18 protein-coding genes are annotated in these 21981 nt (G+C 39.1%); 3 read left to right on the top strand and 15 right to left on the bottom strand.

What is annotated here, in order from left to right; translation table 11 throughout:
- Positions 1–98 precede the first annotated feature (98 nt).
- Together I6F42_RS05200 and I6F42_RS05195 are read right to left on the bottom strand one after the other, a co-directional pair.
- Positions 99–677, bottom strand: coding sequence for a type 1 glutamine amidotransferase domain-containing protein (locus I6F42_RS05200; RefSeq protein ID WP_007582489.1), 579 nt, complete (start codon positions 675–677; stop codon positions 99–101).
- 464 nt (positions 678–1141) lie between these two features.
- A complete protein-coding gene (locus I6F42_RS05195) occupies positions 1142–1411 on the bottom strand; it encodes an HU family DNA-binding protein (protein ID WP_007375441.1) in 270 nt (89 codons plus the stop codon).
- A gap of 191 nt (positions 1412–1602) precedes the next feature.
- Here I6F42_RS05195 and I6F42_RS05190 point away from each other — a divergent pair, with 191 nt between their 5' ends.
- Together I6F42_RS05190 and I6F42_RS05185 are read left to right on the top strand one after the other, a co-directional pair.
- Positions 1603–2175, top strand: coding sequence for an inner membrane-spanning protein YciB (locus I6F42_RS05190; protein ID WP_010554210.1), 573 nt, complete (start codon positions 1603–1605; stop codon positions 2173–2175).
- Positions 2176–2240: 65 nt separating this feature from the next.
- Positions 2241–2882: a CPBP family intramembrane glutamic endopeptidase gene (locus tag I6F42_RS05185; RefSeq protein ID WP_197151285.1), complete on the top strand. Its 642-nt coding sequence runs from the start codon at positions 2241–2243 to the stop codon at positions 2880–2882.
- Between the two features lie 116 nt (positions 2883–2998).
- Here I6F42_RS05185 and prpF read toward each other — a convergent pair whose 3' ends face one another.
- From prpF to I6F42_RS05160, 5 genes are all read right to left on the bottom strand, one after another.
- Complete coding sequence (prpF, locus tag I6F42_RS05180) at positions 2999–4165, bottom strand: 2-methylaconitate cis-trans isomerase PrpF (protein WP_197151284.1); 1167 nt, start codon at positions 4163–4165, stop codon at positions 2999–3001.
- 11 nt (positions 4166–4176) lie between these two features.
- Positions 4177–6786: a Fe/S-dependent 2-methylisocitrate dehydratase AcnD gene (acnD, locus tag I6F42_RS05175; protein WP_197151282.1), complete on the bottom strand. Its 2610-nt coding sequence runs from the start codon at positions 6784–6786 to the stop codon at positions 4177–4179.
- Positions 6787–6915: 129 nt separating this feature from the next.
- A complete protein-coding gene (prpC, locus tag I6F42_RS05170; RefSeq protein ID WP_197151281.1) occupies positions 6916–8040 on the bottom strand; it encodes a 2-methylcitrate synthase in 1125 nt (374 codons plus the stop codon).
- A 48-nt stretch (positions 8041–8088) separates the two neighbouring features.
- Positions 8089–8967: a methylisocitrate lyase gene (prpB, locus tag I6F42_RS05165; protein ID WP_197151280.1), complete on the bottom strand. Its 879-nt coding sequence runs from the start codon at positions 8965–8967 to the stop codon at positions 8089–8091.
- A gap of 125 nt (positions 8968–9092) precedes the next feature.
- Positions 9093–9785, bottom strand: a complete 693-nt coding sequence (locus I6F42_RS05160; protein ID WP_002962362.1) for a GntR family transcriptional regulator — start codon at positions 9783–9785, stop codon at positions 9093–9095.
- 265 nt (positions 9786–10050) lie between these two features.
- On the opposite strand from I6F42_RS05160, the gene rsmF reads away from it, so the two are divergent.
- Positions 10051–11502 (top strand): 16S rRNA (cytosine(1407)-C(5))-methyltransferase RsmF, encoded by a 1452-nt coding sequence (rsmF, locus tag I6F42_RS05155; protein WP_197151279.1) that lies wholly within the window; start codon positions 10051–10053, stop codon positions 11500–11502.
- A 656-nt stretch (positions 11503–12158) separates the two neighbouring features.
- Here rsmF and I6F42_RS05150 read toward each other — a convergent pair.
- The 8 genes from I6F42_RS05150 to I6F42_RS05115 form a co-directional block, all read right to left on the bottom strand.
- Positions 12159–12860: a VpsP family polysaccharide biosynthesis protein gene (locus I6F42_RS05150; protein WP_010554205.1), complete on the bottom strand. Its 702-nt coding sequence runs from the start codon at positions 12858–12860 to the stop codon at positions 12159–12161.
- Positions 12853–13581, bottom strand: coding sequence for a tyrosine-protein phosphatase (locus tag I6F42_RS05145; protein ID WP_197151273.1), 729 nt, complete (start codon positions 13579–13581; stop codon positions 12853–12855). Before I6F42_RS05145 ends, I6F42_RS05150 begins: the two co-directional genes overlap by 8 nt.
- 14 nt (positions 13582–13595) lie before the next feature.
- The gene (locus I6F42_RS05140) at positions 13596–15803 is read right to left on the bottom strand and encodes a polysaccharide biosynthesis tyrosine autokinase (protein WP_197151270.1); all 2208 of its coding nucleotides are present in this window, start codon (positions 15801–15803) and stop codon (positions 13596–13598) included.
- Positions 15804–15825: 22 nt separating this feature from the next.
- Positions 15826–16344, bottom strand: coding sequence for a polysaccharide biosynthesis/export family protein (locus I6F42_RS05135; RefSeq protein WP_197151268.1), 519 nt, complete (start codon positions 16342–16344; stop codon positions 15826–15828).
- Positions 16344–17558: an outer membrane beta-barrel protein gene (locus I6F42_RS05130; RefSeq protein ID WP_197151266.1), complete on the bottom strand. Its 1215-nt coding sequence runs from the start codon at positions 17556–17558 to the stop codon at positions 16344–16346. Before I6F42_RS05130 ends, I6F42_RS05135 begins: the two co-directional genes overlap by 1 nt.
- A complete protein-coding gene (locus I6F42_RS05125; RefSeq protein ID WP_197151265.1) occupies positions 17542–18945 on the bottom strand; it encodes an undecaprenyl-phosphate glucose phosphotransferase in 1404 nt (467 codons plus the stop codon). Before I6F42_RS05125 ends, I6F42_RS05130 begins: the two co-directional genes overlap by 17 nt.
- A gap of 220 nt (positions 18946–19165) precedes the next feature.
- Positions 19166–19564, bottom strand: a complete 399-nt coding sequence (locus tag I6F42_RS05120; protein ID WP_024609247.1) for a hypothetical protein — start codon at positions 19562–19564, stop codon at positions 19166–19168.
- 103 nt (positions 19565–19667) lie between these two features.
- Positions 19668–21866 (bottom strand): choice-of-anchor A family protein, encoded by a 2199-nt coding sequence (locus I6F42_RS05115; protein ID WP_024609248.1) that lies wholly within the window; start codon positions 21864–21866, stop codon positions 19668–19670.
- Positions 21867–21981 lie beyond the last annotated feature (115 nt).

The following is a 21981-nucleotide window of genomic DNA, read 5'->3' as shown; positions in this document are numbered from 1 at the left end:
CGTGTTTTATACGCATTAAAAAAAGGGCATTTAAAATGCCCTTTTTTGTTTTTTAAAATCAAACGCTGTATCAATATCCAAACGTTTTAAAAAGAAAATTAGTGAGCTTGGTGTTTACCCTCTAAAATCTCTTCAATAAATTTAGCATTGAATGCTTCTAAATCAGCTGGGCTTCGGCTCGTTACTAAGCCTTTATCTACACATACTTCTTGGTCAACCCAATTGGCACCTGCATTAATTAAATCGCTTTTAATACTTGGAAAAGAGGTAATAGTACGGTCACGCAGTTTATTAATTTCGGCTAACAGCCACGGCGCATGGCAAATAGCAGCAACGGGTTTGTTTTTTTCTGCCCCAAAAAAGCCATCAATAAAGGCTTTAGCATCTTTATCTTGGCGTAAACTGTCTGGGTTAAATAAACCACCAGGTAGCATAAGCGCGTCATAATCAGCGGGGTCTGCGTTTGTAACTAGTTTATCTACTGTTACTTTATCGCCCCACTTGTCTTCATCCCAGCCCGTAATTTGGCCTTCTTTAATTGATACTATCTCGATGTTTGCACCAGCATCAAGTAATGCGCTGCGTGGAGATAAAAGCTCACTTTGCTCAAATCCATCAGTGGCTAGAATTGCAATTTTTTTGCCTTGTAAACGCGTGCTTGTTTGTAATGTACTCATTGAGATCTCCTTATGTTATACCAACCTGCATAAATCTTTGAGCAATTTAACGAATTAAATCGCACTATAACGTTGTTAAAAATCTTTCATTTAGAACAACTAAATACGAAAAATTTTTGCCTAGTTCTAGCGTGATTTTCTTAACGTTCAATAGACCCCATATATAAGCTGATTGGTATTGTTTAAAAATATGTTCGAAACACACAGTTAAACAGCATAATGCATGCCGATAACAAGCAATTGAAAATAAAGGATTTAATGTCTGTGGGATTTATAATGCCATGTAAATCATTTAGAGATTATGAATAATCTACATAGGTGCGAATTTATTTCCAGCTCATATAATTTAAAGCCACCAAACGCGAGGTGCAAAACCTCACCTACGACATATACCCGTAGGTGCGAATTTACTTCGCGCTCATGTAACTTATCTATCAATACGGGGTTTAAAACCTTAAATAAATTTAAAGTAGATCTTTTAACGCTTTAGCCGGTTTAAAAACCGCTTTATTTGCGCCTTCTATTTCAATTGCAGCCCCTGTTTGCGGGTTACGCCCAGTACGCGCTGGGTAATAACTTAGTGCAAACGTACCAAAGCCATTAATTTGAACCTGATCGCCCTCAGAAAGCGATTTAGTAATTACTTTTTGCAAGCTTGAAAGCGCCGCTTGAGAATCTTTTTTTGTTAATTCACTTTTGTGTGCAATGGCAGCAACGAGTTCTGCTTTATTCATTTTAGGCTCCTAAATACACGCCAAATCAGTGTTGGTTAAGCGTGGGAATATGATGATATAAAGAATACCAAACCAAATTGGCAATAAAGCCACGCAGGCTAAGGGTTACAGGGCAACAAGTCAACCTTGTAGTTGCTAAGCTTTATGTGGTAAAAAGCCTTTGACTCTTTTTTGTATAATTTAGGTAGTATATGCACGCATTAATTGAATACATTCCACTCATACTGTTTTTTGCAGTTTTCAAGCTAGTCGATATTTACTGGGCTACCGGTTTATTAATGGCCACTACGCTCATTCAAGTTGCTTATAGCTACTTTAAACATGGAACTGTGCCTACTCGTCAGTGGATATTTTTTGGCATTGCTGCTGTGTTTGGTACGTTAACGCTGGTACTTCATGATGAGCAATACATAAAATGGAAAGCAACACTCATATACGCAGGTTTAAGCTTAACGTTACTTGTTAGCCGTTATGTACTTAAGAAAAATCTCGTTAAAAAAGCGCTTAGTTCAATACTCGAAAATGCTAATGATACAAAACAAGCCATTGTTGTCCCAGAACCATTATGGGATAAGCTTAACCTAATGTGGGTTGCTATAACTGCTGGCATCGCAGCACTAAACATTTATATTGCATATAATTTTTCGCTCGACTTTTGGGTTAATTTTAAAGTGTTTGGTTTAATGGGTATTACCTTTGTGAGTATTTTTGCCACTATTATTGCCTTGTACAAATACCTCCCTAGTGAAGAACCAGCAAAGTAAGCCCCCTCGTCATAAAAATGTCGTCTTAGCTTGATAGTTTATTAAAAAAACAAGTTGAGACGACCTTGAACGCCAATCAATATCGCTGGTTTGAATTTACCCTCATTTTTGTGTTACTACCCTTGTTGGGTTTTGTATTACGCGAGTATTTAGCTAACTGGCTTATTCCTGCGCTTATTATTTTAATGAGCGTGTGTTGTATGTTGCTACTGGGCGATCCGCATTTTAAACGTTTTAGGCTTACAAGCCTTGGGCAATTTTCTGCTGTTAAAAAACGTGTGTTTAGCTTCTTTTTTTTAGGTGCACTGTTCTCAGGTATGTTTTACGGGATTATTCATCAAGGCAACTGGTTTACCCTTCCCCGTAACTCGTTTAATGATTGGCTTTTACTGTTGCTACTCTACCCAATACTGTCGGTTATTCCTCAAGAATTAATATTCAGAACGTATTTTTTTCATCGTTATAAGCGCATCATGCCCAAAAAAGCAGTGCGTATTGTAGTTAGTGCGAGTGTATTTGCGTTGGCGCATATTGTGTATGCAAATTGGATTGCAGTAGCCTTAGCCTTTTTAGGTGGCTTACTGTTTGCTTATACCTATGCACAAAGCCGCTCAACCGTCGTGTGTGTTATTGAGCATAGTTTATGGGGGATATGGATGTTTACACTCGGGATCGGCAGCTACCTTGATTCAGGCACTATGAGTTAGTGCTGTTTTGTTATTAATTATGACAATAATGAAAGCACAAAGCGCATAAGTATTTTGATGCTGTAAATTAATCACAATACTTATGCGATGGCTGTACGATAGTTATTAATGAGGAACTACTGAGGGACTCTTACAACCCCTTCCATTAATACCCGTGCACTTCGGCTCATACTTGCTTTGGTAACTAGCCAGTTGCCTGCATTATTTTTAGCTTCAGCACCTACTTTTAGCGTACCTGACGGGTGACCAAAGTTAACTTCACTCAATACACCGCCACCTGCGGCTATATTAACGAGTGTGCCTTCAATCGCGGCAGCAGTGCCAATAGCAACCGCAGCTGTGCCCATCATGGCATGATGCAGCTTACCCATCGACATAGCGCACACGAGTAAGTTAATATTTGCAGCCTCAATAAGCTTACCGCTAGACGCTGTATAATCTAAAGGCGCTGCAACAAACGCAACTTTAGGCGTATGTTGGCGAGCTTGCGCTTCACTAATGTTAGTGATTAAACCCATTTTAACAGCGCCATAAGCACGAATGGTTTCAAGCTTTTCAAGCGCTGCAACATCGTTATTTATATCGTCTTGCAGCTCTGTGCCGGTATAACCAATATCAGTGGCGTTAATAAATATGGTAGGAATACCTGCATTTATCATTGTTGCTTTTAAAGTACCAACACCCGGTACTTCTAAATCATCAACTACATTACCAGTTGGAAATAACGCGCCATCGCCATCAGCGGGGTCAATAAATTCAAGTTTTACTTCAGCTGCTGCAAATGTAACGCCATCGAGCTCAAAGTCGCCGGTTTCTTGTACTTCGCCATTTGTCATGGGGACATGCACTAATATGCTTTTTTTAATATTAGCCTGCCACACACGCACGATAGCAACACCGTTATCGGGTACTCTGCTTTTATCGACCAAACCATTACTAATGGCAAAAGCACCCACTGCTGAGGTTAAGTTACCGCAGTTACCGCTCCAATCTACAAAAGGTTTATCTATTGCCACTTGACCAAATAAATAATCTACATCGTGGTCAGTTTGTTCACTTTTACTTAAAATTACAGTTTTACTGGTACTTGATGTAGCACCACCCATGCCATCCGTTTGCTTAGCATACGGATCGGGGCTGCCAATAACACGCAGTAATAAATTATCCCGCGCCTCGCCTGCTACTTGAGCAGGCTTTGGCAAATCAGTTAAATTAAAAAACACACCTTTACTGGTGCCGCCACGCATATAGGTTGCAGGCACTTTAATTTGCGGTTTAAACATAATGCTTGCCCTTATGCAGATTGTGCTGCTTCTAAAAAGTCTTGTGCAAAGCGTTGTAACACACCACCAGCCGCGTAAATAGAAAGCTCTTCTTGGGTATCGATACGGCACTTCATAGGCACAGTGAGTACTTCACCGTCTTTACGAGTAATACTTAAATTAACGGTGGCACCTGGTTTTAAATCGCCTGCTACATCGTACGTTTCGCTGCCATCCAGCTTTAGAGTTTTACGCGTTGTGCCTGCTTTAAACTCAAGCGGTAAAACACCCATACCAATTAGGTTAGTGCGGTGAATACGCTCAAAGCCCTCAGCTGCTATTACTTCAACGCCTGCAAGTCTTACGCCTTTTGCAGCCCAATCGCGCGACGAACCTTGGCCGTAATCGGCACCGGCTACAATAATAAGCGGTTGTTTACGCTCCATGTAGGCTTCGATTGCTTCCCACATACGGGTATTAGTGCCTTGTGGTTCTAAGCGTGCGTAAGAACCTTGTTTAACGTTGCCGTTTTCATCCAGTACCATTTCATTAAGTAGTTTTGGATTGGCAAAGGTTGCGCGCTGCGCTGTTAAATGATCGCCCCGGTGCGTTGCGTACGAGTTGTAGTCTTCCTCTGGGACGTTCATTTTGGTCAGGTATTCGCCAGCAGCGCTGCTTGCCATAATTGCGTTTGATGGCGATAAATGATCCGTTGTAATGTTATCGCCAAGTACAGCAAGCGCACGCATACCGGTCATTGTGCGCTCACCCGCAAGTGCACCTTCCCAATAAGGAGGGCGACGAATGTACGTACTTTCTGGGCGCCAGTAGTAAAGTGGGTCGTTATCTTCACCGTAATCTACGGTTAAATTAAACATTGGCTCGTACACTTTTCTAAATTGCTCTGGCTTAACGCTTTGCTTAATTACTGCATCAATCTCTTCGTCAGACGGCCATAAATCTTTAAGCGTAATATCGTTGCCTTGTTGATCTTGCCCTAGTATCCCTTTTTCAATATCAAAGCGAATAGTACCTGCAATAGCGTACGCAACAACTAAAGGAGGTGAAGCTAAAAATGCTTGCTTAGCATAAGGATGAATGCGCCCATCAAAGTTACGATTGCCCGAAAGCACCGCTGTAGTGTATAAATCGCGATCGATTACTTCTTTTTGAATAACAGGGTCAAGCGCCCCGCTCATCCCATTACAGGTAGTACACGCAAAACCAACAATGCCAAAGCCAAGTTGCTCAAGCTCTGTTAGTAGGTTTGCGTCTTCAAGGTATGATTGCACTGCTTTTGAGCCCGGTGCTAATGAAGTTTTAACCCAAGGTTTACGCATTAAACCCTTAGCATTTGCGTTACGGGCAAGTAGTGCAGCGGCAATTACATTGCGTGGATTACTCGTATTAGTACAGCTAGTAATAGCGGCAATAATACACGCGCCGTCTGGCATTAAGCCTTCTTCATTTTCAACAACACCCGAAATACCTTCTTTAGCTAAATCGCTTGTCGATACACGGCGGTGTGGATTAGATGGACCGGCAATATTGCGCCCCACGCTTGATAAATCAAACTTAAGCACACGCTCATATTTTGCGGTTTTTAAGCTATCGCTCCAAAGGCCTGCTGTTTTAGCGTAGTTTTCTACAAGGGCTATTTGTTCTTCTTCACGGCCTGTTAAACGCAAGTAATCTATTGTTTTATCATCAATATAAAACATGGCTGCAGTTGCGCCAAATTCAGGCGTCATGTTCGAAATGGTTGCTCTGTCGCCAAGAGTAAGCGCGTCGGCACCTTCACCGTAAAACTCTAAATAAGTAGAAACAACACGTTGCTCACGTAAAAATTCAGTAATAGCCAACACAATATCGGTTGCGGTAATACCGGGTTGGCGCTTGCCTGTTAGCTCAACACCGACAATATCAGGCAAGCGAATATAAGAAGCACGGCCAAGCATTACGCTTTCAGCTTCAAGCCCACCTACGCCCACAGCAATAACGCCCAGCGCATCAACATGTGGTGTGTGACTGTCGGTGCCAACTAGTGTATCTGGGAATGCAATGCCATCTCGGTTTTGAATAACCGGCGACATTTTTTCAAGGTTAATTTGATGCATAATGCCATTACCCGGTGGAATAACGTCAATATTTTTAAAGGCAGTTTTTGTCCAGTTGATAAAGTGAAAACGGTCATCATTTCGTCTGTCTTCAATGGCGCGGTTTTTTTCAAATGCGTCAGGATCAAAACCGGCATGCTCTACCGCTAGTGAATGATCCACTATTAACTGCGTGGGTACCACAGGATTCACTTTTGCCGGATCGCCGCCTTTAGCTGCAATTGCATCACGCAAACCTGCTAAATCAACAAGTGCCGTTTGGCCTAAAATATCGTGGCATACTACGCGCGCCGGATACCACGGAAAATCTAAATCTTGCTTGCGCTCAATTAGCTGATTAAGTGCATCGGTTAACATGGCAGGGTCGCATCGGCGTACTAGGTTTTCGGCAAATACACGTGATGAATAAGGTAGCGTGGCGTATGCACCTGGCTTAATTGCATCTACGGCTTCTTGCGTATCGTAGTAGTCGACATTTGAGCCTGGTAAGGGTTTACGGTATTGGGTGTTATTAATTATGGTCATGGTAAGGGTTCGCTAATTTGGTGACGGTGTTTGCTCACAGCTAACGTGTTTAATGAAAAGTTTGAGAAAAACTGCTCGCTAGTGGCTATGTGCAATAAAAAAGTGAGCACATGCGTGCTCACTCATTTTTTAACGTGACTCTATTGGTGTGTAACTACGTGCATCAGGGCCTGTGTAATCGGCACTTGGGCGGATAATACGGTTGTTAGCGCGTTGCTCTTTTACATGCGCAGTCCAACCAGTAACACGGCTCATTACAAATATTGGCGTAAATAATTTAGTCGGAATATCCATAAAATGATAAGCAGACGCATGGAAAAAATCGGCATTACAAAACAGCTTTTTCTCGCGCCACATAATCTCTTCACAACGAACAGACACAGGATAAAGCACCGTATCGCCTACTTCACTAGCTAGTTTTTCAGACCACTTTTTAATAATTACATTGCGTGGATCAGACTCGCGATAAATCGCGTGACCAAAGCCCATAATTTTATCTTTACGTTCAAGCATGCCCATTACTTCTTGCTCAGCATGTTCAGCACTTGTGAAACCTTGAATCATATCCATAGCTGCTTCGTTAGCACCACCATGAAGTGGACCACGCAGCGTACCAATCGCACCTGTTACACAAGAGTGAATATCAGAAAGCGTTGATGCACACACACGACCCGCAAATGTAGAAGCATTAAACTCATGCTCTGCGTATAAAATTAGTGATACATTCATCACTTGTGCAAATAAATCACTAGGTGCTTTGTCATGTAACAGTGTTAAAAAATGTGCGCCAACAGAGTCGTCATCAGTTTGTGTTTCAATGCGTACGCCATCATGTGTAAAGCGGTACCAGTAACAAATAATACTTGGGAACACAGCAACCATACGGTCGATTGCATCATTAGCTTCGCTAAAATCAAGCTCCATTTCAAGGTTACCCAACATTGAGCAACCTGTGCGCATTACATCCATTGGATGCGCATCTTTAGGAATATTTTCAAGCACGGTTTTAAGTGCATCTGGTAAGCCGCGTAAGCTTTTAAGTTTAGCTTTATACTCAGCCAGTTCGTTTGTTGTAGGTAACTCACCGCGTGAAAGTAAAAAAGACACTTCTTCAAACTGCGCTTTTTCAGCAAGTTCGCTAATATCGTAACCACAATACGTTAAACCAGAACCACTTTGCCCAACAGTACACAATGCTGTTTGACCAGCCACTTGTCCGCGTAAACCCGCGCCGCCTAATGCTTTATCTACCATGATCTTCTCCTATCTTAAATTTGTGTGTGATATCTATTTTAATAATTATTATTTGTCAGATTTTGATGAAAAAAGGGTGTCGAGTGTTTTCTCGTACGTGTGGTAATCTAAAAAGTCGTAAAGCTCAGAACGCGTTTGCATATTTTCAATTTGGCTTTGTTGAGAACCTTCATTTAAAATTGCTGAATACACGTTTAATGCTGCTTTGTTCATGGCTCTAAATGCACTTAGTGGGTAAAGCACCATTTCAACGCCTACATCGCTTAACTGCTCTTTAGTGTAAATAGGTGTTTGGCCAAATTCAGTAATGTTTGCCAAAATTGGAACGTTAATCGCTTTTGCAAATGCTTGGTAATCAGCAAGGTCGTGTACGGCTTCTGCAAAAATAGCGTCAGCACCCGCTTCAACACAGGCAGCTGCACGGTCAATAGCGGCATTTAAACCTTCTTTTTGAAATGCATCGGTACGGGCCATAATATAAAAATCGCTGTCGGTTTTTGCATCAACCGCCGCTTTAATGCGGTCAACCATTTCACCTTGGCTTACAATTTCTTTATTAGGGCGATGACCACAGCGTTTTTGCGCTACTTGGTCTTCTATATGAAAACCCGCCGCACCGGCTTTAGTCATTTCTTTTACTGTGCGTGCAATGTTAAACGCCCCACCCCAACCGGTATCGGCATCAACAAGTAGTGGTAAATCGCTCGCACCCGTAATACGACGAATATCTTCAAGCACGTTATCAAGGCTTGTCATACCTAAGTCAGGCATACCAAACGAAGCGTTTGCAACACCGGCACCTGAGAGGTAAATAGCTTGGTGACCCATTTTTTCAGCCATCATCGCTGTGTAGGCGTTAATAGTACCTACCACTTGTAACGGGCGGTTATTGGCAATAGCGTGTTTAAATTTTAATCCTGCTGACATTACTTTCTCCTCACTTTGAACGGTTGCTACGTGGAGTAACTTATAGTTTTAATCTGTAATTGTGACTGTTTAACTGCTTTTGCTAGCTTTTAACTTTTAACTTTTAACTTTTAACTTTTAACAGCTTATGCTTTTTGCTTAGCTAATAAATCAAATTTGGTTTGGATATTTGCTTGCGATGCGCTGATGTGGCGCTTCATAAGCATTTCGGCCAGCTCGCCATCGTGGTTTTCAATGGCGTTAATAATAGCTAAATGCTCATCAAACGCTTTTGATACACGCGGCCCCACCATGCCCATTTGTACACGGTACATCCGTATTAATTGATAGAGCTCATTACACAGTAAATGAATTAAATGCGCGTTTTTACTGCCTTGAATAATACGGTAATGAAAATCTAAATCGCCGGCTTCTTGATAGTAAGATTCGCCTTCTTTAACACGTTGTGTTTGTAGGTGCTGATTAAGTAATTGCTTTAAGCCTTTTACTTCTTCGGGTTCCATATTGTCGGCAGCAAGCCTACATGCCAAGCCTTCAAGCGAACTGCGAACTTGGTAAACTTCAATCAAACGCTCTGCAGTAAGTGCTACTACTCGGCAACCTACGTTAGCTTTACGCTCAACAAGGTAGCAACTTTCTAAGCGATTTAACGCCTCTCTAAGCGTTGCACGGCTTACACCATAACGCTTGGCAAGCTCAGGCTCTGATATTTTACTGCCTTGAACTATACTGCCTTCAACAATCTCACGGCGCATATCTACAAATACTTGATCTGATGCGGTAGTTATAGGCGCTTCGTTTAAAAATGTGTGTGTCATAAGTTATTTTTTAGATTGTCGACAATTGATGTAGTTACTATGGGCTTATTAAAAAATCATGTCAACCCTTAAACCTATCAAAATGGCTAAAAAACACGCTCATTGTCGACACTATTAACCTAAAGTCGCATAAAAATGGTTTTAAAATGGACTAAAACAGTGAAGTGTCGACAGCGTAATAAATCAGATGTTACGCTTTTTAGCGCTGAAAACACCTCGCATAAATGCTATTATCGCGCTTTATTTTTATAGTATGAGCTAACGCGTGAACGCCAACACTTTTATTCCTGAGCACTTTATTGATGACGTAAAAACCTATTTACCAGCGCATCTAAACTTAGATGACTTTTTAAATGCGTGTCGCAGGCCACTCAGAAAATCTATCCGCGTTAATACATTAAAAATTACCATTGAAGAATTTGTAGAACGTGCAACTAAAAAAAATTGGCTACTAACCCCAATCCCATGGTGCAGTGAAGGCTTTTGGTTAGAGCGCCCAAGCGATGAAGAGCAAAACCTAGCCCTTGGTAATACCGACTTACATCTAAGCGGGGCTATGTACGTACAAGAAGCAAGTTCAATGCTGCCCCCTATCGCATTAAAGCAAAGTATTGAACTCGCAGACTCTCAAAATAACACCGTACTTGATATGGCATCAGCACCGGGCTCTAAAACATCGCAGCTTGCAGCACTTATGGATAACCAAGGCGTGCTTGTTGCAAATGAGCTTTCGTCATCTCGTTTAAAGGTACTCAGCGCTACCTTAAAACGCATGGGGGTTGGTAACTGTGCGCTCTCACACTTTGATGGCGTTATATTTGGCAACTACATGTTTGAATGCTTTGATAGCATATTGCTAGATGCGCCCTGCTCTGGCGAAGGCACAGTACGTAAAGATGCCGACGCACTAAAAAATTGGTCAATAGAATCAAACATACAAATAGCCCAAGTACAAAAAGACTTAATTAAAAGCGCATTTTATGCATTAAAGCCAGGTGGCACCTTAGTGTATTCAACATGCACACTTACCCCGCTCGAAAACCAACAAGTGTGCGATTATTTACTCAGTGAATTTGGCGACTATATAGCGCCTGAGTCACTAAGTGATTTATTTCAAGGTGCCAGCAAAGCCACCACAAGTGAAGGCTATTTGCATGTTTGGCCGCAAACCTTCGATAGCGAAGGCTTTTTTATTGCTAAATTTAAAAAGTACGCAAGTTGCGATAACTCAAATCAAACTGTTAAAAAAGGTGCATTCCCGTTTAACGAGTTTGATAAAAAACAATGTGCCGCGTTTATGCAATCGCTTAAAAAACACTTTGGGATAACTACCCTGCCTGGCAGCTTAATGCAGCGTGATAAAGAACTATGGTTATTTCCACAAGGGTTTGAAGCCGTACAAAATAAAATTAAGTACGCACGTTTAGGTATTCAAATTGGCATTATTCATAAAAATGGCGTGAGACTAACGCACGAGTATGCAACCGTGTTTGGCAATGAGTGTAAAACTAATATATTTGCCTTAAATAACGAGCAAGCAAATGATTACTTTCAAGGTAAAGATATACGCTTAGCTGAGGCAACTCAAACAATAGGTGAAGTAGTTTTAACACTGTGTGGTTGCCCTATCGGGCTCGGGAAATGGCAAAAAAATAAGATCAAAAACTCACTACCACGCGATCTAGTGCAAAATACGCAGTTAATAAGCTGGGGTTAAACTAAAGTACAAATTACGCATAATTAATCTAATCCTTTGTTATCAAATGTAACTAGATGGCAAAATTAGTTATACTTTATTGAGTAGCTTTACTATAGTTTTAAGTACTTTCTTCTTCTCCCTAACGAACCAGAAAGTTTTTAGTTAACGCTAGACTCAATTTAGAGTCACTTTATAGCCCAGAGGTTTTTTATAAACCTCTGGGCAATTTTTTGCGCAGTATAATAACAATTTAGCTTTACCAAAAAACAAGTATTCATAAAGAAGTTATGAGACGCTGCGCTTTTAGAGAAGTGATTAATCAGTTAATTGAATAGATCACTTGGTCTCTGCTCATTTACTCCTCATTCACTTCTCTTTGTGCAATTGGTTTTTCAGATTTAACTTTAACGTGAACCCGCTTCACGATTATAAGTAAGCACAATTCTCTTGTAGAGATACAAGACGTCCTGCTTGCAGGCGTTTAAAAACAACGAGTTTACCGAAAAAATATTCACAAAGAGGTTATGAGTCACTGCGCTTTTAGATAAGTGATAAATCAATTCGTGAATAGCTTACTTGGTGTCTACTCATTACTCCTCATTCTCTTCTCTTTGAGCAATTGGTTTTTTACATTTTACTTTAACGTAAACAAACTCAGCGCATTCAAAGCCAACCTAGTTACAATGTTTTTTAAACATCCACCTTGTTCTAACGGCTTCAAAGTGGGGGCCAAATTTAAGCGATAGACATAAAATAGGTAGAGCATCAACTTGCTTAGCCAAATCAAAAACTTGATAAAATTTATAACCATATTTAACGGCTAAATTTAGTTCAGCAACATACAATGCTTTATACTTTGGAGATAGTTTCTGCCAGTTCATTAATGCTATTTGAATGATCCCAAACTGTACGTCGAGTTTATAAGGACCTACTTTTTTAGCCTGTTGAATGTACTCATATACACGTTCGCTCGGCCCCTCTTGGTAACTTACAACTTGTGCTAATGCAATCCAAGTTTCGGCCCATGTTTGTCTTAGTTCTAATGATTTTAATAAGTTTACTTCAGTTCGCTTATACACCAGAGATTTATCAATCATTGGATCATTGGTAACAGCTAAATTTAGCATTTTTACATATGCACTTAACTGCCAATAATGAGGTTGAGTTGGTTCTAATTCTGTCGCAAGGGTAATAGCATCATTAGCAAGTTTGAGCTCTACAGGAGTAATTGAACCTTCTGGCTGCTTTAAAATATTGAGTGCATTAAAATACCATGTATTTGCACGCATACTTTGTAAGCTTTGATAACTTATTACTAATGTAATAACTGCAAGTATGGCAATTTGTGTGAGGCGGTTTGTATTTATATTAATCATTAAACAACGACTCAGTTAAACGCTTAGGGTTAGTAAAAAATAAATCATTTGCATCATTTTGACCAATTAGCTCGCTCACTATTTGCTTAGCTTTACTCAAAATAGGAGGCCTACGCTTAACTGAGTGGGCATCGGATGCAACATAAGTTACTAAACCCTTTTTTATCATATCTATACTAATATTTTTTGCAGTTTCGCCCCACGCACCTTCAATACTTGAAGCCGTTAATTGAAACTCACAGCCTAACTGTTTTAAACGCTCAATATAAAAAGGATTTGCTTGAATATCGCGATTACGCTCAGGGTGAGGAATAATCACCTTTATATTTTGTTTAGCTAGCCAATTTATAAACTTATCGTAACCTTGCGGTACATGCGAGTGCGGGAGTTCTAATAATAAATAATTTACTGAATTAAGTGTACCAATAAACGGGAGTTTATTACTAAGCACTAAACTCATTAGCTCTACATCAAGCCTAACTTCAGCGGCCACAGCTAGTTTAATACCAATATTATTTACTAATGCCTGTGCTTTTAAATTAGCAAGTTCGCTATACAATTGCGAGGCCGAGTTATTAAATCGCCCAATATGTATATGTGGCGTGGCAACCATATGGGTTATTCCATCATTTTGTGCAATATTCAATAGCGCTAAAGAATCACTTAAATCTTTAGCGCCATCATCTATTCCTGGCAAAATATGAGAATGAATATCAATCATAGATTTGCATTTAACTATGCATTAGGTTGTTCAGGTTTTTGCGAGTAATCATAATAGTCGTAATAACCATGGCTATGCTCGTCTTTACTTTTACTCATATCTACTTGGTTAAGCACAATACCTGCAACATGAGCTTTAGATTCAAACAGACGTTCAATACCCGCTTTAATCGGTTTAATTCGTGTAATATCCGACTTAACAACATAAATTACCGAGTCTACACTCTGTGCAATAACTAAAGCGTCACTCACAGCCTGTGTTGGTGGTGTATCTATAATTATATGGTCATACTTAGTTTTTAATATATCGAGTACTTCACTAAAGCGCGTGTTAGATAAAAGCTCTAATGGATTACCTGGGATCTGCCCGCTTGGCATAATAGCAACACCCGACTGCCCATCTACATGAACACACTCACTTAACTGCTCAGTACCTACGATTAAATTACTTAACCCCGGATGAAATACCGGTATATCGAAGCGCTTAGCTATACTTGGTTTGCGCAAATCGGCGTCAATTAGCAATACTTTACCCATTTGAGCAAGCGACATAGCTAAATTAGCTGAGGTCGTTGTTTTACCCTCACCCGGAGCACTTGATGTTACGGCTATTACTTTATGATCGCGCTCTAACTGAGTTAATAGCAAACTAGTTCTGAACGTTCGTACCGACTCTGCAAAACGCCTATAGTTATCATCCAGATAAGCATGTATCGGAAACACGCTATTTTTGGGTGTTTGTACATGCGGTAAAAGCCCAAGCATACGCTGTGCTAACTTACTTTCAACATCACTTTTCGTTTTAACGGTATCGTTAAGCGCGTCAAATATAAAGCTCATGACTACTGCAAAACCAAAACTTGCCACAAAAGCTAAAATAACAATTAATTTTTTATTTGGTTTTGCTGGATCATTTGGGGCATAAGCTCTATCAGTAAAACGTGCAGCAGCAGAGCTAAAATCACTCGTTACTTCTGTTTCTTTTGAGCGAGATAAAAACGTGTTAAATATACTGCGATTTGTTTCTACTTCACGTTTTAATTGGTTGTATTGAGTTTCTTTGCGGGTAATATCTTGATATTCGGCACGAATTTTAACTAAGTCACGTTCAAGCGCGCTAACGGTACGTGTTATCCGGTTTAGCTCTTTTTCAATACCCGTAATAAGGCCTTTAATTTGCTTGTTTAAATTATTTTTTACCGTTGCTAACTCTGCTTTAGCTGAGATCATACGCGGATGTTTAGAGCCGTACACTTCGCCTAAATCACTGAGTTTACGCTCTACTAATATAACTTCGCGCTTTACGTCCTGTATTACTTTGTGGGATGTAATTTCAGGCATACTCCCTAATAACTCCAAGTTATTATTGCCGTACTCAGTTATTACGCGATTTATACTCTCAAGATTATTTTTTTCATTGCGCGCTACAATTAACTGTTGTGATATTTGCTCAAGCTCTTGTGTGGCGAGCCCAGCTATACCTTCAATATCAACTAGTTTTTGCTTCTCTCTGTAGTTTTGTAAGCGCACTTCTGAGTCATCGAGTTGAATTCGTAGTTGCGATAAACGCGTATTTAACCAGTTAGAGGCTTGTTGAGTAATCCCCATTTTTGCACGCATTTGGCTATCTATATAAACTTCACCAACGGTATTCGCTACAAGCGCTGCTAGTTTAGAATCGCTCGATTCAAAGCTAACCCGCACTAATTGAGTTTTAAGAATAGGCGAGACTGAAAGACGTGACTTAAACACAGCTAATAAACCAAGCATTTCTCGTTCTGCTTGTTCTTGTGCATCATATACCGTTTCTTCCTTTTTATTTAAAAAAGGGAGTTGCTCTTTTATCGCTGTTTTAAGTTCACCTAACGCAGACGGTTTAGCAATAAAGTCTGTATGCGCTTTTAAATTCAGTTTGGTAATTACCTCACGGGCAATACTGTCAGACTTAATTACTTCAAACTGAGTGAGATAATATTCCTTTTTTGTCGAATCAAGGCCGTATATCTCTTCAAAGCTTACTGCCTTAGTTTGCTCAGCTTCTATGAGTAAAGTAGCAGTTGCAATGTATTTTGGCACTAAGGTCAAAGCCACCATAATAGTTAACAAAGTAACTACGGTAGCAAACCCTAAAATACGCCATTTAGCGAGTTTAATTACATTAAGGTAAGATCCTAAATCAATAATTTCTTCATTATTACTTAGGTTTTCATTTGTTTGGTTCATTAAATACTGCCCTGTAAACTGCTTAAAACAACCGTTGTTCAATTTTTATGGTATCGCCCGCTGCAATTTGGCTATTTAAACTACCTTTTTGTTGCTGCTGTTTAGTTTGCTCTTTAAATATGTATATTTTATCAATAGAGGCGCGCTCAGTTAAACCACCGGCAAGCGCAATCGCTTGATTAACTGTCATCGCAGGTTGGTAAGGGTAAGCACCGGGGTCTTTAACTTCACCATGAATATAAAAAGGGCGGTACTCAATAACCTGAACATATACATTGGGATTTATTAAATACTCAGGCTTTAAGCCTTGCGTTATAACTTGTTCAACTTCAGAAGTGTTAAGACCAGCTAATTTAACTTTACCTAAAAAAGGATAATTAACTTCCCCACTATTACCTAAAAGTGCAGTTACCTCTAAATCGGGTTGACCAAATACTTTAATTTCAACCTTATCTCCTGCGCCTATCACATAACTTTGCGCAGATTGAGCAAAACATACGCTGCTTAAAAATAGCAGTGTTAAACTAAAAATAAACTTCATTAATTAGCCTTTAAAGCAAACGTAAAATTAATACCTACCACTACTCGGTCAAATTCAATAGCAGATTGGGTAGAGTCTTTATCAATAAAATCTACATAAGTAGAAACCATACCAAATCTACTCGCAATATAATTTAAACCTAAGCGTGCACTTTTAGTTTTATCTTTTCGGCCAATATCACCTGTGTATTGCTCGTCAATATAAGTAACTCCTACAAGCGAACTTAAATAATCGCTCCAGCTATGTGTCCAATTAATACCGTAAAAACTTTCTTTAATATAATCGCCTTGTACTAGCGGATCTTTAGCTGAGCGACTTGTTGTTAATTGCACTGTAGAATAACTAAGTGGCTGCCAGTTAACCCCAGCTTCCCAACTTAAACCGCTAAAACTCTCACGTTCATTGGCACTAAAGTCTTTATTTTGATAACCCAATTTAAATGAACCTGAAGTAAGTGCTGTTGCTTCCCACTCCATACCAAGCAGCACTTTTACGTCGTCTGAGTCACGTGATATACCGCTATTTGCTAAAAAATCGTAACGGTAATTTTCTTGCTTAATTTCTAAAAATGTACGTGTAGCAGCTTGAGTATTATAATAACCGGTAATACCAACTAACGATTTATCATAATCACGAAACTGTGACACGGCTCTAAAATTTTGATATTTTTTACTATAAAAACCAGCGTTTAAAGCAACTTGTGCTTTTGAGCTTTGCGCACCATATTCATAACGTGTTGTCATATTTTGCTGGTGGTATTTTACAAGCTCATTTACCGTATCGCCAAGGCCTTCTGTTAAACCACTGCCACGTGGCTCATAAAGCCAGTCGGCTTTACCATTAATATCTAAGCGGTGCTGGCTAGTAAACTCTTTATGTACGCCAGCACCTATATTTACTTGGGTAAAATTATCAGCGCTCTCCTTGTTATGTAAAGAGCTACTTGTACCTAAATCAAGTTTATAACTATCGGGACCGTCTTCAATCACTGCCTTTATGTTAGGGGTAATGGTCCAAATTGTACGCGACTCTTCATTTTCTGGCGTACTAAAAAAGTTGTTATTACTGCTTATACCCGTTTGTAACGTTGGCGTGATTTCGGCGCCATCTTTAGTAATAAAACTACCTGGTTTTAAGTTAGCAGCTGCAGGAGCTGCAACCCATACACTTAACAAAGCAAATATAGGTGCAAGTGTTTTAGTATGCATTCGCATTCTTAAATCCTTTAAAAATTGTCATAAAAATAATTTTTATATCAAACCATAACGACCAGTGCTTAATATAATGTAAGTCAAATTCTACACGCTTCTCCATTTTATTCAGCGTATCAGTTTCGCCGCGCCATCCGTTAATTTGAGCCCAGCCTGTAATACCTGGCTTTGCTTTATGCCTAAACATATAAAACTCTACTTTTTTACGGTATTCCTCATTATGGGCAACAGCATGGGGCCTTGGCCCAACTATCGACATATCGCCTTTTAAAACATTTATAAATTGCGGTAATTCGTCAAGGCTTGTACGGCGTAAAAAACTACCTAAAGGTGTAATCCGCGCGTCGTTTTTTGTGGCTTGCGTTACCACTGCGCTGTTTTCGGTAACGCTCATTGAACGAAACTTCCATACTTTAATTTTACGCCCATCAAGCCCATACCGGTCTTGCTTAAAAATCACTGGGCCTTTTGAAGTAAATTTAACAGCAAATGCAATCGCAACAAGTATTGGAGAGATCAGTATTAAAATAATAGAGGCTACAACTATATCTTCAGTTCGTTTTATAAATTCACGAGCACCTATAAACGGTGATTCAAACACACTTAATGTGTCAACATCCCCCACATGCTCAATACGAGCATGTATTAAGTTAGATATTAAAAAGTCAGGAATTATATGCACATCAACCGTTGTATCACCTAACTGCAATAAAATATCAGCAATGCGTTTATCAGCTTTCATTGGCAATGCAATATACAACACACCTATTTCACCATTACGCGCTGCATTAACCACATCTTGAATACGTCCTGCAACATCGTGTTTTGCTGAGTTTTCAAAAAGGCGTTCTGGTTGCCTGTCGTCATAAAAACCTAAAAATTTAAAGCCAAGTTCGTCATTTTTAGCAATCTCGTTATATAAATGTACTGCTGACTCGGTAGCCCCAACAATAGCAACATTACGCAAATTCAACCCTAGTTTACGTCTACTTCTTTTAAATAAGTATGCAGCAAGGCGCCAAGAATATAAAAAAGTTACGCTTAACAAAAACCACAAACCCAGACCAATACGCGAAAGCGACTCAGTAAACTTAAATGCAAACGATATAACTAATAAAACAGAGAATGCAGCAAATAAGGAGCCCCAAGCACAAAGCACCATGGTTCTAAATTTACCAGCACGCCAAGAGCGATAAGCGGAGAATATTTCAGCACAATATAAAAAGCTTAAAGCAACGGTTAAAACCGAAACCATATAAATAGGTGTGAGCTCAAAACTATAGAACAAAGCTGAGCATTGAAAGGCTAAAAACAATGCAAAAATATCGAATAATCGATAAAAATTTGCATCCGACGAGCCATTAGGCTTAAACGTCCTTGAAGATGTCATTCTATGTATCCCTATAGATATCTTAAAAGTGAAATAAGCTCCACAAAACTGTGCGGCAAATGCTACAGTATCATACTAAAGTATTCAACATTAAGGATGGCTTTATATATAGTAATATTATGCAAAATGCCTTTAAGTAGCGAGGAACTTACACAAAACAAAACAAATATAAACTTACATAAACATTTATAAACCACCTCCAAACAGAAGCATCTTATTTTTATTTAAACAAATCTTTAAACCAAGCCCATACCCCAAAAGAGTAATTACTAAATATATCAATACCTAAAGCCGACTTAACTAAATAAATAATAAGCAGCAAAATTGTAATAACAAAAAAACTAAACATAGATATAGTGATTGCCTGCGATATAGCTGCTATTTTTTGCTCTTTTTTACTAAGTTCTCTTCTGTTACGACCAGCCAGTAAAACAAAATAGTATCTGTATTTAAAAAACTTAATTACACCTCTGCAATCCACAGCATGCTTACCCCACTGCCTTGCACCTATAGCCACTTTTAAATGAGCTAGCTGCTCTTCAGTAAAGCTCTTTTGCACATTACTAGGCATACGATTTAGTAAACTGCGTATAGCTGGATCTGCTTTTAATTTCGACAAACGTAAATCCTACTTATTTTTGAAATACAAAATGTTAATAATATAAACAATAAAAAAAAGCCAATTAAAAACTTAATTGGCTTTTTAAATAAAAAGTAAATATTTACTTAATTGTACTTGAGCGATATGTATTATTATTTAACCAACTAGGTTTTTCGACTTTAGGAATTTGACCATCTTGAGATATATTAGTTTGATGGTAAGAATGCTGATTCCATATTCTAGTCGCATTTTTCCATGGTTTACTACTATCAGCAGCGCCATATACAGTTACACCGTTGTTAATTGACCAGCGAGAATCATAGTTATTAGAAACAACAACTAACTCAGCGTTATTATCGCCTTCTAAATCTACTACTATTGGATATTCCCAAAGTGATGCCGTTGAATTATCAACGGTTGATAAAACTTCACCATTAACACCATTAAGCACTCTAACAGTAAGATGATCTTGAACTATTACTTCATCAATACCATCGCCATTAAAGTCATAAGCACTTACGCCTATTTTACCACTCCACTCGTCGTCATTAGGTACTGACCAAACTAATTCACCATTTTTACTATACATATCAACAGCAGTATAACCTGCGTAAACAATACCTAATTCTTTATTAACTAAAAAGTTAGATACAGCTTGCGCGCCACCACCTGGATTTAATTCGTTTTTAACTTCCCACTTTACATTACCATTATGTTCAAGTACTGCAAATACACCATCGCTAACACTACTTGGATTACTGATTACTATTTCAGGTTCTAAATCATAATCTAAATTGGCAATTGAACTAAACCAAATACTACCAGGCTGACCATACTGCCATAGTTGCACACCATCAAAATCATATAATCCCCCTCCAGACAAAACTTCTTGAGAGTCATTATTATCAGCGTCAAATGTTATAGACGCAGCAGACCAATTCGCTGTGTAAAGTAATCCTTGCTCATAATTGAGTACATTATTGCCTGTAATAATTTCAAGCATCCCATCATTGTTAATGTCACTCAAGGTAATAGCCCCTAAAGGCTTACCAGATTTAGAAAGCTCCTTCTTCACTTTACCTAAGTTGTCAACTACTTGGATAACATCTGACGCGTAATTATTTAAAACAATTTCAATAATACCGTCGTCATCTAAATCAGCGGCTGCAATTGAGTTACGTGGATCACTGAGAACACCACCATTTTTATAATCCCATAGCTCTGTGCCATCAATCCCGTTAAGTGCGCGGACTAACCCAGCTTTATTTACATTATTTTTAAACGTTGTTACAACTATATCAGCTACATCACGTTCATTAATCAAGCCATCGTTATTATCATCATTCAGTTGTACAACAACTGGAGTGCTCATTACTTGATTGTATTGCGGCATAAAGTCGCTAGAATTCCATTGCCATTTTGGTTCCATTGCAAATGGAGCAATTGGTTCAGCAACAGATGGTAGGTTCCCTTTGAACTCACCACCTAATAATGCCATCGAACCACGAAAACTCTGGCCAATTACAGGCATTTTTGCGATACCAAAAGAGGCTTTAATATCAGCATAAGGAGCTAAAATAACCCCTTCCCAGCGGCTACCTTTAATATTAAGATTTTGAGCATCAACAAAATTGAATACAGTTTTAGAAGCATGCTTTCTTAACCTAGCAAAGCTTTTACTTCTTACATTTACATTTTGATCGCCTGTTATATTAAAAATAACAGTAGCGCCTTTAGGTATACCACGAACCCTAAAAGTATGAGCTTTAGCAAATCGTTCAGCATCTACATTAAATACTTGAGTTTCAGATGTACTATCACCTTTTAGGTAAAGCCCACCCCACTTCCATTTAGCTGTACCTGTTTCGTCAAGCTGATTGAGTTCTGAGCTTAAATTTTTATAGTATTCTTCTTGTTCATCAAAGCTAAACGGGAATGCAGACTCATCTTGGTGGCTTTTAATGCTCGAGCCTTGCTCCATGCCCCAGCGCACACTCCAATGGGTGTCAATACCACCACCGGCAAACATGCTACCAACAAACTGGCGACCGCGCTCAAATTCAATGCCTGTTTCGCTGATTAAATAATATTCATTAGGGCTCGATGGGCGGTTATAGCCAACACTATACACACCTTTTAAATTAATATCGCCAGCAGCAATAGCGCCATCAGCACGGCCTACGTGAGACTTAAACTCGTCAAATACAAATGCAGAAAAGTTATTTGCAATACCTAAGTCAGTTGCAAATGTTTGCGAGCTCACTAAAGTAAGCGCAATCAGTGCACTTAGTTTATTAAATTTCACTACAGTTTTTGTCATTTTCTTCCCTCGAAAATAAAAGGTATACATCATTTTTCTGCTATGAACTTTAACCATCGACTTAATTAAAGCCACAACTCAAGCAGACTATTATATATACCGGGGAGGAAAATGA

The organism is Pseudoalteromonas sp. SWYJZ12, assembly GCF_015864395.1.
GTDB lineage: Bacteria > Pseudomonadota > Gammaproteobacteria > Enterobacterales > Alteromonadaceae > Pseudoalteromonas > Pseudoalteromonas arctica.
Note: the sequence above shows the minus strand (reverse complement) of the source record. Positions and strands in the feature narration are given on the sequence as shown.

What these genes read in the sequence shown, in the direction of transcription:
- I6F42_RS05200 (WP_007582489.1), bottom strand. Translation starts at nt 677, where the DNA reads ATGAGTACATTACAAACAAGCACGCGTTTACAAGGCAAAAAAATTGCA.
- I6F42_RS05195 (WP_007375441.1), bottom strand. Translation starts at nt 1,411, where the DNA reads ATGAATAAAGCAGAACTCGTTGCTGCCATTGCACACAAAAGTGAATTA.
- I6F42_RS05190 (WP_010554210.1), top strand. Translation starts at nt 1,603, where the DNA reads ATGCACGCATTAATTGAATACATTCCACTCATACTGTTTTTTGCAGTT.
- prpF (WP_197151284.1), bottom strand. Translation starts at nt 4,165, where the DNA reads ATGTTTAAACCGCAAATTAAAGTGCCTGCAACCTATATGCGTGGCGGC.
- acnD (WP_197151282.1), bottom strand. Translation starts at nt 6,786, where the DNA reads ATGACCATAATTAATAACACCCAATACCGTAAACCCTTACCAGGCTCA.
- prpC (WP_197151281.1), bottom strand. Translation starts at nt 8,040, where the DNA reads ATGGTAGATAAAGCATTAGGCGGCGCGGGTTTACGCGGACAAGTGGCT.
- prpB (WP_197151280.1), bottom strand. Translation starts at nt 8,967, where the DNA reads ATGTCAGCAGGATTAAAATTTAAACACGCTATTGCCAATAACCGCCCG.
- I6F42_RS05160 (WP_002962362.1), bottom strand. Translation starts at nt 9,785, where the DNA reads ATGACACACACATTTTTAAACGAAGCGCCTATAACTACCGCATCAGAT.
- I6F42_RS05150 (WP_010554205.1), bottom strand. Translation starts at nt 12,860, where the DNA reads ATGATTAATATAAATACAAACCGCCTCACACAAATTGCCATACTTGCA.
- I6F42_RS05145 (WP_197151273.1), bottom strand. Translation starts at nt 13,581, where the DNA reads ATGATTGATATTCATTCTCATATTTTGCCAGGAATAGATGATGGCGCT.
- I6F42_RS05140 (WP_197151270.1), bottom strand. Translation starts at nt 15,803, where the DNA reads ATGAACCAAACAAATGAAAACCTAAGTAATAATGAAGAAATTATTGAT.
- I6F42_RS05135 (WP_197151268.1), bottom strand. Translation starts at nt 16,344, where the DNA reads ATGAAGTTTATTTTTAGTTTAACACTGCTATTTTTAAGCAGCGTATGT.
- I6F42_RS05130 (WP_197151266.1), bottom strand. Translation starts at nt 17,558, where the DNA reads ATGCGAATGCATACTAAAACACTTGCACCTATATTTGCTTTGTTAAGT.
- I6F42_RS05125 (WP_197151265.1), bottom strand. Translation starts at nt 18,945, where the DNA reads ATGACATCTTCAAGGACGTTTAAGCCTAATGGCTCGTCGGATGCAAAT.
- I6F42_RS05115 (WP_024609248.1), bottom strand. Translation starts at nt 21,866, where the DNA reads ATGACAAAAACTGTAGTGAAATTTAATAAACTAAGTGCACTGATTGCG.